Annotated in this window: 16 protein-coding genes and 2 pseudogenes; 10 read left to right on the top strand and 8 right to left on the bottom strand. The window is 68.0% G+C overall.

From position 1 onward, the window contains the following. The first annotated feature begins 65 nt into the window (after positions 1–65). Both QC180_RS25490 and QC180_RS25485 read left to right on the top strand, forming a co-directional pair. Complete coding sequence (locus tag QC180_RS25490; protein WP_278265348.1) at positions 66–875, top strand: nucleotidyltransferase; 810 nt, start codon at positions 66–68, stop codon at positions 873–875. A 7-nt stretch (positions 876–882) separates the two neighbouring features. Beyond that, complete coding sequence (locus QC180_RS25485; RefSeq protein WP_278265347.1) at positions 883–1,602, top strand: metallophosphoesterase family protein; 720 nt, start codon at positions 883–885, stop codon at positions 1,600–1,602. A 43-nt stretch (positions 1,603–1,645) separates the two neighbouring features. On the opposite strand, the gene QC180_RS25480 is transcribed toward QC180_RS25485, so the two are convergent. Together QC180_RS25480 and QC180_RS25475 are read right to left on the bottom strand one after the other, a co-directional pair. Next, the gene (locus tag QC180_RS25480; protein WP_278265346.1) at positions 1,646–3,220 is read right to left on the bottom strand and encodes an ABC transporter permease; all 1,575 of its coding nucleotides are present in this window, start codon (positions 3,218–3,220) and stop codon (positions 1,646–1,648) included. A 50-nt stretch (positions 3,221–3,270) separates the two neighbouring features. Beyond that, positions 3,271–3,954, bottom strand: a pseudogene (locus QC180_RS25475) (ABC transporter ATP-binding protein); the annotation flags it as partial. Between the two features lie 132 nt (positions 3,955–4,086). Here QC180_RS25475 and QC180_RS25470 point away from each other — a divergent pair. Together QC180_RS25470 and gdhA are read left to right on the top strand one after the other, a co-directional pair. Next, complete coding sequence (locus tag QC180_RS25470; RefSeq protein WP_278265345.1) at positions 4,087–4,869, top strand: helix-turn-helix transcriptional regulator; 783 nt, start codon at positions 4,087–4,089, stop codon at positions 4,867–4,869. 125 nt (positions 4,870–4,994) lie between these two features. Beyond that, positions 4,995–6,344: an NADP-specific glutamate dehydrogenase gene (gene gdhA / locus QC180_RS25465; RefSeq protein WP_278265344.1), complete on the top strand. Its 1,350-nt coding sequence runs from the start codon at positions 4,995–4,997 to the stop codon at positions 6,342–6,344. Positions 6,345–6,370: 26 nt separating this feature from the next. Here gdhA and QC180_RS25460 read toward each other — a convergent pair whose 3' ends face one another. The 3 genes from QC180_RS25460 to QC180_RS25450 all read right to left on the bottom strand — a co-directional run bounded on the left by QC180_RS25460 (position 6,371) and on the right by QC180_RS25450 (position 8,213). Next, positions 6,371–6,661: a hypothetical protein gene (locus tag QC180_RS25460; protein WP_278265343.1), complete on the bottom strand. Its 291-nt coding sequence runs from the start codon at positions 6,659–6,661 to the stop codon at positions 6,371–6,373. A 17-nt stretch (positions 6,662–6,678) separates the two neighbouring features. Beyond that, positions 6,679–7,374, bottom strand: a complete 696-nt coding sequence (locus tag QC180_RS25455; RefSeq protein ID WP_278265342.1) for a PAS and ANTAR domain-containing protein — start codon at positions 7,372–7,374, stop codon at positions 6,679–6,681. Between the two features lie 308 nt (positions 7,375–7,682). Beyond that, on the bottom strand, positions 7,683–8,213 hold the full coding sequence (locus QC180_RS25450; protein WP_278265341.1) for an STAS domain-containing protein: 531 nt from the start codon (positions 8,211–8,213) through the stop codon (positions 7,683–7,685). Positions 8,214–8,542: 329 nt separating this feature from the next. On the opposite strand from QC180_RS25450, the gene QC180_RS25445 reads away from it, so the two are divergent. After that, the gene (locus QC180_RS25445) at positions 8,543–8,710 is read left to right on the top strand and encodes a DUF4236 domain-containing protein (protein WP_278265340.1); all 168 of its coding nucleotides are present in this window, start codon (positions 8,543–8,545) and stop codon (positions 8,708–8,710) included. Between the two features lie 17 nt (positions 8,711–8,727). Then, positions 8,728–9,405: a hypothetical protein gene (locus QC180_RS25440; RefSeq protein ID WP_278265339.1), complete on the top strand. Its 678-nt coding sequence runs from the start codon at positions 8,728–8,730 to the stop codon at positions 9,403–9,405. Positions 9,406–9,724: 319 nt separating this feature from the next. Here the strand turns inward: QC180_RS25440 and QC180_RS25435 are convergent, their stop codons facing one another. Then, on the bottom strand, positions 9,725–10,156 hold the full coding sequence (locus QC180_RS25435; RefSeq protein ID WP_278265338.1) for an anti-sigma factor antagonist: 432 nt from the start codon (positions 10,154–10,156) through the stop codon (positions 9,725–9,727). A gap of 280 nt (positions 10,157–10,436) precedes the next feature. Here QC180_RS25435 and QC180_RS25430 point away from each other — a divergent pair, with 280 nt between their 5' ends. The 3 genes from QC180_RS25430 to QC180_RS25420 all read left to right on the top strand — a co-directional run bounded on the left by QC180_RS25430 (position 10,437) and on the right by QC180_RS25420 (position 12,217). Beyond that, positions 10,437–10,853, top strand: a complete 417-nt coding sequence (locus QC180_RS25430) for a phage holin family protein (protein ID WP_278265337.1) — start codon at positions 10,437–10,439, stop codon at positions 10,851–10,853. Next, entirely contained in the window at positions 10,850–11,155 is a 306-nt protein-coding gene (locus tag QC180_RS25425) for a DUF3618 domain-containing protein (protein WP_278265336.1), read from the top strand. Before QC180_RS25430 ends, QC180_RS25425 begins: the two co-directional genes overlap by 4 nt. 381 nt (positions 11,156–11,536) lie before the next feature. Continuing rightward, positions 11,537–12,217: an AIM24 family protein gene (locus tag QC180_RS25420; RefSeq protein ID WP_278265335.1), complete on the top strand. Its 681-nt coding sequence runs from the start codon at positions 11,537–11,539 to the stop codon at positions 12,215–12,217. A 25-nt stretch (positions 12,218–12,242) separates the two neighbouring features. Here the strand turns inward: QC180_RS25420 and QC180_RS25415 are convergent, their stop codons facing one another. Next, entirely contained in the window at positions 12,243–13,217 is a 975-nt protein-coding gene (locus QC180_RS25415; RefSeq protein WP_278265334.1) for a hypothetical protein, read from the bottom strand. 205 nt (positions 13,218–13,422) lie between these two features. Then, positions 13,423–13,638 (bottom strand): hypothetical protein, encoded by a 216-nt coding sequence (locus QC180_RS25410; protein ID WP_474646532.1) that lies wholly within the window; start codon positions 13,636–13,638, stop codon positions 13,423–13,425. A gap of 12 nt (positions 13,639–13,650) precedes the next feature. On the opposite strand from QC180_RS25410, the pseudogene QC180_RS25405 reads away from it, so the two are divergent. Then, positions 13,651–14,187 (top strand): annotated as a pseudogene (locus QC180_RS25405) (aldehyde dehydrogenase family protein); the annotation flags it as partial. Between the last annotated feature and the right edge of the window lie 73 nt (positions 14,188–14,260).

Genomic DNA, 14,260 nt, shown 5'->3' with positions numbered 1-14,260 from the left:
TGATCGAACGCACCGTCGCCGGGTAGGGCGAAGGTGTGGCCGTCCAAGCGAAAGGTGGCGCGGCGATGAGCGCCGATATGGACCAACTCCTGCACACCGCGACCCTCGTGATCAACACCCTGCACGACAACGGCATTCGCTTCGCCGTTGGCGGGGGTTGCGCCGTGTACGCGCGGGGCGGGCCAGCCTCCGACCACGATGTCGACATCTTCGTCCGCCCCGAGGACAGTGCAGTCGCCCGATCGGCGTTGGTGGCGGCCGGTCTGCGCGCGGAGGACCCGGCCGAGGACTGGCTGACCAAGGCGTACCACGGTGACGTCCTGGTCAACCTCATCTTTCGGACCAACCACCACACCGTCGACGACGCCCTGCTCGACCGCGCCGAGACCATGCGCGTCGGGCCCGCGACCGCGCCGGTCCTGACCGGAACCGATCTGTTCATCGACAAACTGATGGCCCTCGACGCCCACCGCCTCGACTTCACCCGACTGCCGCAGTCGGCCCGCGCGCTGCGCGAACAGGTCGACTGGACGCAGGTGCGCCGAGAATGCGCCGAGTCCCCCTATGCCAGGGCATTTCTCGCGCTGATCACCGATCTCGGCATCCAGGTGCCCGACACGACCCGCGACGAGCCGCCACAGTACGTGGTCGCGAATCTGCGCAGGCTCTTCGCCGAGGATCCGCGGACCGCGACGATGACCGTCCATGTGACCGTGCGCGGCGACGTGGTGGTCCTCACCGGTGAGGTCGCCGATGAGCAGAGCAGGTCGGCGCTGGAGACGGTGCTGCGCGAACGGGTCGGCGGGCTGCGGATCCACAACGATGTCCGGGTCGGTCGGCCGGACACCCCCACCGACCCTGAACTGCTCAGATGAAGGAAATATGAGGATAGCCGCCGTAGGAGACGTCCATCTCGGTGCCGAGTGTCGGGGCCGGGTCCGGCCCGCGCTCGCCGATCTCCCTTCCCGTGCCGACGCGTTGCTGCTGGCGGGAGATCTCACCCGGCTCGGCACGACAGAAGAAGCCCGCTCCGTCGCCACCGAATTCGGCGATCTGGGCGTTCCTGTCGTCGCCGTGCTCGGCAATCACGACTACCACAGCGACCAGGTCGAGGCGATCACCGCCTTGCTGGTCGAGCACGGCATCATCGTCCTGGAGGGCACCGGCGTCACGCTGACCATCGGCGACCGGACCCTCGGCATCGCAGGCACCAAGGGTTTCGGCGGCGGCTTCGCCGGGAAATGCGCGAGCGCGTTCGGCGAACCACTGATGCGCGAATTCGCCGGTCACACAGTGGAACTGGCCGAACGTCTCCATACCGCGCTGCGCGCCTTGCGGACCGACGTGACGATCGCGCTCACCCACTACTCCCCCGTCTCGGACACCCTGCACGGCGAACCACCCGAGATCTACCCCTTCCTCGGTTCCTACCTGCTCGGCAAGGCGATCGACGCCTGCCCGGTCGACCTCGCCCTCCACGGGCACGCGCACGCGGGCACCGAGCGCGGCACGACCCCCGGCGGGATCCGGGTCCGCAATGTCGCCCAGCCGGTCATCGGCACCGAATACGCGATCTACGACCTCGAACCGCGACCGTCCTAGTCCTTCGGTCGACGCTCACGTCTATCGTTCGAGACCCACAGCGTCAGTCCAGGTCGCGCCGGGCGAATCCGATGATGCCGAGCAGGGCGAGGGCGACACCGGCGGCGCCCACGGTCAACGTCGGCAACACGTCGACCGCGACACCCGGGAGGTGCGGAATGTGGTCGAACACGGACAGATTCATCGTCGCGGCCGACAGCTTCATCGAAGGACCGAGAACCGACACGACAGCCGAACCGGCCAACACCACCCAGGGCACCCACGCGAGCCGTGGCGCGACACCGATGACCGCCATGGTCACCCCGATCAAGAACAGCAGGGCGGGCAGGTAGGCCAGCGAAGCACCCAGCACCCGGAGCACCTGGCCCGGATCACCGCTGCGAAGTCCGTGCGCGACACCGATTCCGAGCCCGGCCGCCGTCAACAGCACACAGCCCATCGCCACCGAGATCGCGAGGTGGGTGGCGGCCAGTCGCCGGGCACGCAACGCCCCGGACAGCAGCAGGTCGGCCCGACCGGCGAGTTCCTCGGCACGCAGCGTCAGGACATGGGCGATGACGGCACCACCGGCCACCAGGGCCGTCAACAGCACCGACATGGCGAGGAATCCGTCGATGACGTTCACATTGAATCCGGCCAGCAGGTTCAACATGCCCTGGGTGCCCGCGGCCACGTCGCCCGCGTCGCGGGCGGCGGCCCCGAAGCCGAGACCGAGTCCGGCCGCGCTCGCCGCCCACATCGCGGTCGCGGTGCGGGCGTTGCGGGTGATCAATCCGGGGACCGTCCGCGTGAATCGCCCGGCGGTGGCCGCGCCCGGCGACGGCCGCAGCACCCCCGCGTCGTAGTCACGCACGCGCTCGAGCAGCAGCGCGACCGCCAGGGCCGCCACGGCCACGCCGGAGCAGAGCAGCAGCGGCCACCATCGCGTCTGGCCGAAGGGATGGATCGCCTGCGCCGCGCCAAGCGGCGATATCAGCCGGGCGATCTCGGAGTCGGAGGCGTCCCCCGAAGCCCGCACCACATACGCCGCACCCAGTGCGCCGCAGGCGATTCCATAGGCCCCCTTCGCGTGCTCGGTCACCTGCGCCGCGACCAGGGCGAGCGCGGCGAACACGGCACCGATGGCGGCGGTGGCGATGCCGAAGGCGACCGCGCCGGAACCATCCGCACCGGCGGCCACCAGCGCCCCGGCCACACCGAGACCGAGGAGAACGTCGACGCCGACCGCCAGCAGCAGCACCGATACCGAGTTCGCGTGCACGCCGAAGCGCCCGGCGCGCAGCAGCTCGAGTCGTCCCGCGGCTTCCTGCGCCCGGGTATTGCGGATCACGACGACGATATTGATCAGCGCCACCGCGATGGTCAGATACCAGCCGACCTCGAAGACCGCGATGCCCCCGACCGTGGTGAGGCCGACCCCGGGCCCCTGCAACGCCTTCTGCGAGATGAGATCGGCCGCGATGGAGGCATACGCGGTGCGGTCCAGCGCGGTCGGATAGAGCGCGCCGATCCCGCGGGCACCGGCGTACATGCAGCCGATCACGGCGAGGACGGCCGCGGCCAGGCCGCGATAGTTGAGGCGGATGCCCACCGTCAACGCGGTGGCGAGCCCGGTCATCGGCCCGCCTCCCCGGTCTCGGCGGTGATGTAGTGGCGTAGGAAGAGCTCTTCGAGTTCGACCGCACCGCCACCCAGCGATCGCAGGTCGTCGAGACTCACCGATTCGACGGTGGCTCCGGCCCGCACGATCGTGACCCGATCGCAGAGCTTGTCGACCTCGGACAGGATGTGGCTCGACAGCAACACCGTCCGGCCCCGGTCGGTGGCCTCGCGCACGCACTCGGTGAATCGGCGTTCCATCAGCGGGTCGAGTCCGCTGGTCGGTTCGTCGAGCACGAGCAGTTCCACCTCGGCGGCGAACGCGGCCACGAGTGCGACCTTCTGCCGATTCCCCTTGGAGTAGGTGGCGCAGCGACGCGTCGGGTCGAGTTCGAACCGTTCGATCAGTTCCCCACGCCGCACCTGGTCTACGCCGCCCCGGAGTCCCGTCAGGATGTCGATCACCTCACCGCCGGTGAGGGCGGGCCACAGATTCACGTCACCGGGGACGTAGGCGAGGCGGGCGTGGATGTCCATGGCGTCGCGTCGGGGGTCGGCCCCGAACACCCGCACCACGCCGCTGTCGTAGCGGAGCAATCCGAGCAGCGTGCGGATCGTCGTGGTCTTGCCCGCGCCGTTCGGGCCGAGGAATCCGTGCACCTCCCCGCGCCCGACCCGCAGGTTCAGACCGCGCAGCGCCACGACCTTCCCGTAGCGTTTCACCAGTGACTCGACGTCGATGATCAGCGACATCACACCCCTCCTCGGTAGGTTCCGAGGTCAGTGTGTGGCGCGAAACAGGCTGGGCGCTTGTATGAATCGGGCATCGACGGAAGTCGTCGAGCACCTCGACCACCTTGCGATAATTAGGGTAGCCTAAATCGCATGACCGGCGAATGGATCGGCGACTGGCGCCTCGGCCCCGGCCGACTGGCGATGATCGGGCGCTTCGGCTCCACCCACCCGCATCGCCACCCCGCGGTGCAGGTGACCGTCGCGCTGACCGGCGAGTTCGTCGCCTCCGACGACAGCGAAAGCCGCACGTGCCGAGCGGTTCTGATCCCGAGCGGGGTGCGCCACGCGCTGGCCCCGGCGGACGACGCCACCCGCGTGCTCTCGATCTACCTGCACCCGGCCTCGGTGGATGCCAGGCGCTCGGCCGCGCTCGTCGGCGAACGCACCGGTCCCGCGGCCTGGTCGACGGCCGCCGACGCCGCCCTGGGCGCCGAACTCGACGAAGACCTGTCACTCGACGCGATGACCGACGCGGTGCTGGCCGCACTCCGCGGTCGGACACCCGCCCCCGACACGGTCCCACCCAAGCTGCGCAACGCCTTCGAACTCCTAGGCGCCGCGTTGCCGCGCACACTGTCCCTGCGCGATCTCGCCACCGCGGTCGCACTCTCCCAGAGCAGCCTGAGCAGGCTGTTCGCCGCCGAGACCGGCGCCAGCTTTCCCGCCACCGTCCGGTGGGCCCGGTTGCTGCACGCCATGGGCGAAGTCGGCGCCGGGCGCAACATCACCGAGGCCGCCCACGCCGCGGGCTTCACCGACAGCGCCCACGCCACCCGCGTCTGCCGGGAGATGACCGGCGTCGCTCCCGGCGTGCTGGTCCGCGCGACCAGACGCCCGGTCGACGCCGCAACGCGATCTTCGAAAGCGCGCTGACCTGGGCGAACACACCTGTGACCCCGACCTCACAACCCGGACGGCTAGCGTGTGAGGTGCGGCCGGTACCGGATGACCGAAGGCGGTCGGGCCGCGAGCAACGACGACGACAAAGGAGTCCGCGGGTGCCTGTCCTGGACGCGAAGCTGAGCGACATCTACGACGAGGTGTTGCGCCGCAACCCCGGCGAAACCGAGTTCCACCAGGCGGTGCGTGAGGTGCTCGACAGCCTCGCGCCGGTGGTCGCCAAGCACCCGCACTACGCCGACGCGGCAGTGATCCGTCGCCTGTGCGAGCCGGAACGTCAGATCATCTTCCGGGTGCCGTGGGTCGACGATTCCGGTGCCGTGCAGCTCAATCGCGGCTTCCGGGTGGAGTTCAACTCCGCGCTCGGCCCCTACAAGGGCGGGCTGCGCTTCCATCCCTCGGTGTATCTGGGCATCGTGAAATTCCTGGGCTTCGAGCAGATCTTCAAGAACTCGCTGACCGGGCTCCCCATCGGCGGCGGCAAGGGCGGCTCGGATTTCGACCCGAAGGGCCGCTCCGAGGGCGAGGTGATGCGGTTCTGTCAGGCGTTCATGACCGAGCTGTACCGGCATCTCGGCGAGCACACCGATGTCCCGGCCGGTGACACCGGCGTCGGTGGCCGCGAGATCGGCTACCTGTTCGGCCAGTACAAGCGCATCACCAACCGCTACGAGTCCGGTGTCCTCACCGGCAAGGGCTTGACCTGGGGCGGTTCGCAGGTGCGCAGGGAGGCCACCGGCTACGGCGTGGTCTTCTTCGTCAACGAGATCCTGGGCGCGGCGGGCCGGACGCTGGAGGGTCAGCGGGTGGTGGTGTCGGGCTCGGGCAATGTCGCCATCTACGCGATCGAGAAGGTCCACGAGCTCGGCGGCACGGTGGTGGCCTGCTCGGATTCGAGCGGCTACGTCGTCGACGAGCAGGGTATCGATCTGGCTCTGCTCAAGGAGATCAAGGAAGTCCAGCGCGGCCGGATCGCCGACTACGCCGAGGCCCGGCCGGGTTCGGCGCGCTTCATCGCGGGCGGTTCGCTGTGGGAGGTGCCCTGCGATATCGCGCTGCCCTGCGCGACCCAGAACGAACTCGACGGCGCCGCCGCGGGCAAGCTCGTCGCCAATGGCTGCCACATCGTCGCCGAGGGTGCCAATATGCCGTGCACGCCGGAGGCGGTCCGGGTCTTCGGCGAGGCGGGCGTGACCTTCGCACCCGGTAAGGCGGCCAACGCCGGTGGCGTGGCGACCAGTGCGCTCGAGATGCAGCAGAACGCCTCGCGCGACTCGTGGAGCTTCGAACACACCGAGGAGCGGCTGGCCGAGATCATGCGCGGCATCCACGACCGCTGCCTGGCCACCGCCGACGAATACGGCGTGCCGGGCAATTATGTGGCCGGTGCCAATATCGGCGGGTTCATCCAGGTCGCGGACGCGATGCTGGCGCTCGGCGTCATCTGAATCCGGCGCCCGCGGGTATCGGGGCCTTACTCTCCCGCTACCCGCAGGGGCTTGCCCAGCGTCACCCGCTTCGCCGCGGCGGATCGATCGGCCGGGCTGACCGGCCAGACCGTTTCCGGGATATTCGTCCCGGCTTCGGTCCGGTAGGACTCGACCACGAGGACATCCTCGCCCCGCGCGTCGGCCTGCACCGTCGCGCGGGCCGTGCGTCCGTCGATGAACTCGACATCGAAACTGTCGGCGGGCAACTCGATCGTCAGCCCCGGGAACAAGTGGGTGTAGGCGACGGTGGCGGCGGGCACTTCGGGCTCCGGCATCGATCCGTCCTCTCTGTCTACGAAGCCTCCCCGGCCGGGTCGGATTCGAGCGGCAGGTGTGCGGTGAGCAGTACGTGATCGAACCGCGTCCGCAGTTTCGCCTCGTCGCCGGAGATCCGCGGCAACTCCGCGACCACGCGCTCGGCGATCTCCCGCAGCTTGACATTGGTCTCCTGCGAACGCCATCGCAACACGCGGAAAGCCTGGTCGGCGTTCACGCCATAGGCCAGCATCATCGCGCCCTTGGCCTGCTCGATGACGACCCTGGCCTCCACCAGGCGGGGCAGCATGTCGTCGATCACCTCGCGGCGGTACTCGTCGACGGTCTCGGTGACGTCGACGTAGTACCCCTCCGTCCCGATCACGCTGCCTTCCTCGTCGATCATCAGATCCGACACGACGAGCACCTCGTGCACCTGACCGGCGGTGTCGATGATCCGATGGCGGCTGGAGAAGGCTTCGCCGTCCTCGACCGAGGTGATGGTCGCCTCGACCCGATCGCGGTCGTCGGGATGCTTGTGCGACAGCAGCAGCTCGGTGGTGGGCACGGTCCCCGGCGGGTAGCCGTGCATCTGCGCGACCTCCTCGGACCACTCCCACTCCCGCGAACCGAACCGGTACTTGAACCGGCCGACGGCGCGCGGGTCACCCACGCCGACGACTTTCTCGACCTGCGCGCGCTCGGTGTCGGAGGTTTCCGATCGGTCGGTCATAGCTGACATTATCCCCGCGACGGACCTGTCGCTCGCTCAGTCGGCCCGGGACCGGTCGGGCGCGGGGTCAGATCTCGCGGTCGACGCTGTCGTGGCGTGGTCGCGACGACCGCGATTGTCCCCCGTCGCGGCGGTTCCTGGGCGGGATGACGTGATCGTGCACGACCTGGTCCCACCACGACTGCAGGGGGCTCGGGTCCGGCCACGACACGATCGGGTCGTCGTCGGACGAGGCCGGTGGATGTTCGGACTGTTGCGGCATACGGTTTTCTCGATTGCTCCGGAAGTTCCCGCCGAGGCGGCCGACTTCAGCGACGGATGATCGGGACGGATCGCAGCCGTTGTCGTCGACGTGGCCGCAGCCGTGCCAGCCCGTGCTGCACGATGATCTCGCGAGGTCGCGGAACTCCGTTGCCGGTCGCCGCGAGGGCCTCGTCGAGGTCGGGGTAGATCGACAGGTACTCCGTCAATCCGGCGATCTCGACGACCCGGCCCGCGGTCGCGTAGGGCTCGGCGTCGATCACGGCGATCGCCACGCGCCGCCGATTCCCCTGCCTGGCGAGTTCGGCCAGTGCCAGGACAGCGCGCAACGACAGGAACTCGACATCGGTGAGGTCGATGATCAGCTGGCGGCCGTTCTCGTGCGCGGTCGCGCCGATGGCCGAGTCGAGCAGGCGCCGGAATCGGGGCAGGGAGTAGGCGTCGACGGGGCCGTGGAACTGCAGGATCGCGACACCGGCGCAGTATCGGGTGTCGGCGTGCACGCGCAGCGGCTGCTCCGAGATCTCGGGGGCGACGAAGCTCGACCAGCGACGTGGATGGCGGGTGGTGGTGTACATCGAGTACTCATTTCCTCGGCACCGGCAGACCAGCTACCGCCCGACCACTGCTGTAAGCCTCAACAACCGCCGGTCACCCATTCCATCACACTCCCGACGATCGCGCCGCCGGTGTAATCAATCCGCCACCATTCACGCTGGTCAGAGCCATGTTTTCGCAAGATTGCGGACGGGCGGGAGGGGCCTGTCCAGCGCATTCGGAACACGTCTCCGGACCAGCCGCGAGCCGGTGCGCGACCGGCTCGACAGCCCCCTCGACACCAGCCCAGCTCGGAACCGTTTGCGCCCCAGGCAGATCGGATACCCTGACAATGATCCAGGAGGTTCCCATGCCCATCCGCTTCCGTCAGCGCAAGTCCTTCGGCCCACTGAAGTTCAATTTCACCCAATCGGGCCTGTCCTCCTGGGGCATCAAGATCGGCCCCTGGAGCTGGAACTCCCGCACCAGAAGAAACGCCGTCGACCTCCCCGGCCCCCTCAGCTGGCGCCAACGCTGACCGCCCACCGGGCGGTCATGGTGCCCACCCCCGAGCAGGTTCGCCTGCTGTCCGCGGCTTGTGAACGGTTCAGAGGCGTCGAGGCACCGATGGGCTATCCCAACGGCCTTGCCCTGTGCGTCATCGACTCGATCCAATCGACCGGCGTCACCTACTCCAGCGTCGAGAACGTCATCGGCAGGTACTGCGATTTCCGTCGAGAACTGGGTCGCGATCCCTATACCGACGGCGCGCACGATCTCATCGCCACCTTCGAGGACGTCGGCGGTTCCGCCGCCTGGGCAGGCCGAATCGGCAATCGGAACAAGACATCTACCCATGCGGGCGCACCATTGAAGGCGGTCGCTGTTCGCCTCGCGGCGCAGGCGATGATCGACGGATCGGTGGTGACCGCACAGGATCTCCGCGACGCCGCGGTGGATACCGCGCGCCTGCAGCAGATCCGGAACTCGTGGCAGAAGGTTCCCGGCCAGCGGTCCGGTGTCACCTGGCATTGCGTTCAGATGCTGGCCGGGATCCCCGGAGTGAAACCGGACAGGATGATCATTCGCTTCGTGGCCGACAGCCTCGGGATGCCACACAAAGACGTGACAGCCCAGTTCGCATGGGAGGCCGTTCATTCCGCGGCGGAAGCGTTGGACATGTCCCCCAGGGATCTGGACCACGGGATCTGGCAATGGCAGCGCCGCCACTGACGCGAGACGGGCACCGAGGCGAACGTGGATCGCAGGGCCTGAGCCAGGCGATCGGGTTCGGTGTCGGTGGGACGCGCTACGCTTCACGAAATTGCAGTTCATCTACTATTTTTCAGGGGGACGAGATGACCGACCCGTTTTCGACAGCAGCTGGTGCCGTGCCAGAGTCGGCCGGGCTACCGGTGTTCAGCTCACCCGGTGACAACGAAGGAACGCCGCTGCCCGTGGGGTCGGCCACCGACAACGCGTTACCGGTTTTCTTGGCCGCCCACCATGATGGCGCGGCCTGAGCGGGGTGCCGCCAATCGCGTGGACGCGCTCACGCGCCGGGTGCCAGTGGGAGATGTGTGGTCAGGGCTTCGGGCAAAGAGGTGTGGATCGGTAGCCAGGTGCTCAGGCCCGCTACGTCGATGATGCGGTTCACGACGCCGGGGACCGGGTTGTAGATCGCGACCCGGATGCCGCGGGTGAGGGCTTGTTGTGCGCGGTCGGCGAGGTCCAGGATCGGGCGGCAGCCGAGGAACTCGGTGTCGCTGAGGTCGACGACGAGGTAGCCGGTGGTGGCCTCGGCGAGTGCGGCGTCGAGGATACGGCGCCATCGCGACAGGGTGTAGGCGTCGGCTTCGCCGTGGACGTGCAGCAGCACGGCCTGCGGGCGCAGTTCGAGCTCGGCTTGCAGTCGCAGACAGAGGTCGGCGGATTCGCCGACGGCTGGTGGGAACGGGGTCACCCGGTGAAGGCGGGGCCTCATCGACGACACTCGGCATCCTCGAAGCAGGGGCACGCTTCGACATTGCGTGGCCGGTCCTGTGGTACTCAAGACCGGCCGACACCCTATTTCAGCACGTCATCGGATCATCGGCCACCCTTGTGATCGTGTCGATGCTGGCCCGTGGGCCGACAGCGACACCGGTCAGAACTCCGCGCTCGCGCAGGCGCGCACGAGGCGCCGGATCGTCCGGGTGCGTTTGGATCGCCGTCTACGTGGCATGGCCTGAGAAAGGACCGATTGCCGACAAGGAGATGACGACATGGCGGATACGCGGACGGGACCGCCCACCACGCACGACCGATCGGTGTCCGAACTGGTCGGGGACGCGTCCCAGCAGATCACCCGGCTGGTGCGCGACGAGATCCAGCTCGCCCGGATCGAGATGCAGGACCGGACCAAGGGCCTCGCGCTCGGTGCCGGTATCGCGGGCGCGGGCGGCCTGCTCGCCTTCTACGGCGGCATCGCCCTGACCGCGGCCGCGGTCTTCGCCCTGGCGCTGGCCGTGCCGGACTGGGCCGCCGCCCTCATCGTCGGTGCCGCCCTGCTGATCGTCGGCGGGGGCCTCGCGCTGTTCGGCAAGAAGAAGGCCACCGACGCCGCGCCGCCGGTTCCCCGCGACGCCGTTCATGGCGTGAAAACCGACCTCGACACGATCAAGGAAGGAGTCGCGCGATGAGCGAACCCGTCGACCCCGAGGACCTGCGCCTCGACCGCGACCTGACGCGCCAGGAACTCGGTGAGACCGTCGCCGCACTCACCGACAAGCTCGACGTCCCGGCCCGGGCCAAGGACAAGGTCCACGCGACCACCGAAGCCGCGAAACAGCAGGTCACCGACGCCAAATACCAGGCGCTCGCCACCGCCGACCAGGCCCGCGATATGGCCGGTCAGGCGGCACGCACGCCCGCGATCCCGCTGGCGGCCGCCGCGCTCGCCGCCGGTGTCGCGGTCTGGCTCATCGCCCGGCGCCGACGCTGAGCGCGCGGGGCACTCGGCGACGCCCGCGCTTTTCGCAGCGACGCCGCCTACAACCATCACCGGGGCCACACCGCACTCGGTGGACACCCACCAGCCACCCGCGTGCCTAACCTCTCGGGTCAGTACAGGTAGGCGGTGGATTTCTCCGGCTCCGACCACATGCCCTGCTTCTCGCGCATGGCGATGAGCTCGTCGGCACCGGACATGATGTGGTCGCGCATCGGCTGCTCGCCGTCTTCGCACGCCGCTTCTGTAGTGCTTCGTGGATGCGCGGCCCACTCCCCCGAATCCCTAGCGACCCGCACCGACCTCTGACCGCGCCGATCCGGTCGATCGGTATCGTGGCGGCAGTTATCCCCACGGTCAGGAGCGCCGACGCGCATGCGCAGTGACATCTTCCACGCGAACAACACCGCCCAGCAGGCCACCCAGCTCGGTATCACGCTGCAACACTCGAGGTGCGTGAAGGCGTGCGTGAACGGCGAGGTCTTCGCCCGCCAGGGCGCCATGATCGGCTACCGAGGACAGTTCGCGTTCGAGGTCAAGAGTCAGGGATTGGGCAACCTCGTCAAACGGTTCGCCACCGGCGAGGGTGTGCCGCTGATGACCTGCCGGGGACAGGGCGAGGTGTGGTTCGCGCACCATTCCTCGGACTGCTTCCTGATCGATCTCGATCCCGGCGACGCGCTCTCGATCAACGGCAAGCACATTCTCGTCTACGAGCCCTCACTCCACTACGACATCCAGATGGTGGCCGGGGCGGGGGCTTTCGTCGGCGGCGGCCTGTTCAACTGCGTCTTCCAGGGGCAGGGCCGCCTGGCGATCACCAGCCACGGCCAGCCGATCGTCATCCCCGTCAGCCCCCAACAACCGGTATTCGCTGATTCCGACGCCCTCATCGGCTGGTCCGCGGGCCTGCAAACCTCCCTCGTGCGCACCCAGAGTTTCGGGTCCATGCTGCGCGGCGGCTCCGGCGAGGTCGCCCAGGTCCGCTTCGACGGCGCGGGATTCATCATCCTGCAGCCCTCGGAGTTCAACTTCGGCCTCGCCGCCGCCCGCTAGCCGTTGCGCGATCGTCAGCGGCCGCTCAACCCTGTTCGCCGAGCATGGCATCTGCCCAGTCCGCTTCGACCAGAGATCCGTCGCGAAGCATCTCGATGCCACGTTCACGAGCGGAGTCGATGCAGTGGTCGATCTGCTCACCGAGACCGATAGTGCGCCCAGAGGACGCATGGTCTCGGACCAGGTCAGCGATCTCATGCAGTATTCCGACCTTGACCCCGAACCCGCCGAAGTGCGCCTCCTCGACCAGGGTATTCGACACGCGAGCAGGTCGATCCCCCGCCTCGATCGCCTCGAGGAATGGCAGATAGTAGGCGTACAAGTACTTGTCCCTCGTCAGCTGGTCCAGAACCACCGCGTCCTCAGCCGGCTCCTCGGGATCGAAAGCGTCGACAACCATGTCTCGGCCGTTGGGAAACGAGGCGACGCACCCCAGCGCAAGCCACGGTGGGGTCGATTCGATCGAGCGCACTGTTCGCTTCTGTTCTACGAGTTTCGTACGCAGCGCCCGCTCCATCGCGCGTGAACGACCTCTGGCTTCGGCCACCACCCAGCCCGACGGAGAACGCCCTATCAAGTCCGCTCGCTTGCGTCCGGGACTGAAATCGACCCCGTAGGTCGATGCGTAGCGATCGATGTGCAGCAGATGACTGACGCCCAGCACTTGGTCGCAGAAAATCGCCGTCATGGCCGTCCCGAGGGCGTAGGACAGCCCCACAAGCTCTGATCGGTCGAGTTCGGCTGCCAGCCGGGAACGCGTGAGACCGCCATCGTGGCCGCGGCGAAGGTACGCCGGGATCAGCGATGCACGGTGCAACCACTCCCACGTCGATGCTCTGCCGTACCGGAAGCGGTCCGCGGGAGCACGACCGGTGGTGAACAGCGCATGCGCCAGGTCATCGGTGCGGAACGTCAGTTCGCCGCTCGAAACGATCGAAGATGGGAAGTCGAATGCGTTGTACTCCACCCAGAATTCTGGCGATACCGGAATGGTGGTCATGCTCTGACTACCCCTGTCCCCAACGCACGCGAATCGCCGACGATATCGCGAGCGTGCCCTCGTCTACGCGCAGAATACCTACTCTTCCAATAGGATTGGGCACTGGCGGGACCTTCTCACACAAATCCGCGCGTGCTTGTGGCACATGTCTGACAGGGAGACGCGGTAAGGCGATGGCGCTCTGATCGCAGGCCGTAGAAGCCGGTTATGAGCGAGGCCGAGCCGTCGACCATGGCGGCGTCGACGGTTTGGCCTGGCGGCCGGACGTGCGGGCTTCGCGGCGGGCGGCGACGACGCCGAGGGCGAGATACAGGGAGCCGCCACCGAAGTCGCCCGCCAGGTTGAGCGGGATGGTGGGTGGTTCGCCCGCCCGGCCGACGAGTTTCCGTACGGCGGCGGACTTCTTCAGGTCGACCATCACGCGGCGTCGGCGCCGGTCACCACCGGCTGCACCGCGGTGCTCGAGCCCGCAGAGGAGACCTCGCTCTCGGTGCTGTGCATCGCGGAAGTGATGGCCGAGGCTGGCGTGCCCGACGGCGTGATCAATGTCGTCACCGGCTACGGCGCCGAAGCCGGTCAGGCGCTGGCCGAGCATCGCGATGTGGACCGGTTCGCGTTAACCGGCTCGGTCGGCACCGCGCGCTCGATCGTGCGAGCCTCGGCGACCAGCTTCAAACGCCTGCAGTTGGAGCTGGGCGGTAAGTCGCCCGATGTCGTCTTCGCCGACGCCGACCTGGACAAGGCGGCGCTCGGCGCCACGATGCGCGTTCACACCAACAGCGGCCAGGTCTGCGTCGCCGGTTCCCGCATTCTCGTGCAGCCTCCGATCTACGACGAATTCGTCGCCCGCATCGGCGAATTCACCAAGACCGTGCGTGTCGGCGACGACCTCGACCCGACCTCCCAGCTGGGTCCGCTGATCAATCAATATCAGCTCGATCGGGTACGGCACTACATCCGGGTCGGCCGCACCGAAGTCGCGGAAGATGACGTCGACGACGCCCTGCGCATCGCCAACGACACCGAATACGGCCGCGCGCGGG

The organism is Nocardia anocheti, from assembly GCF_029675105.1.
Classification (GTDB): Bacteria; Actinomycetota; Actinomycetes; order Mycobacteriales; family Mycobacteriaceae; genus Nocardia.
Note: the sequence above shows the minus strand (reverse complement) of the source record. Positions and strands in the feature narration are given on the sequence as shown.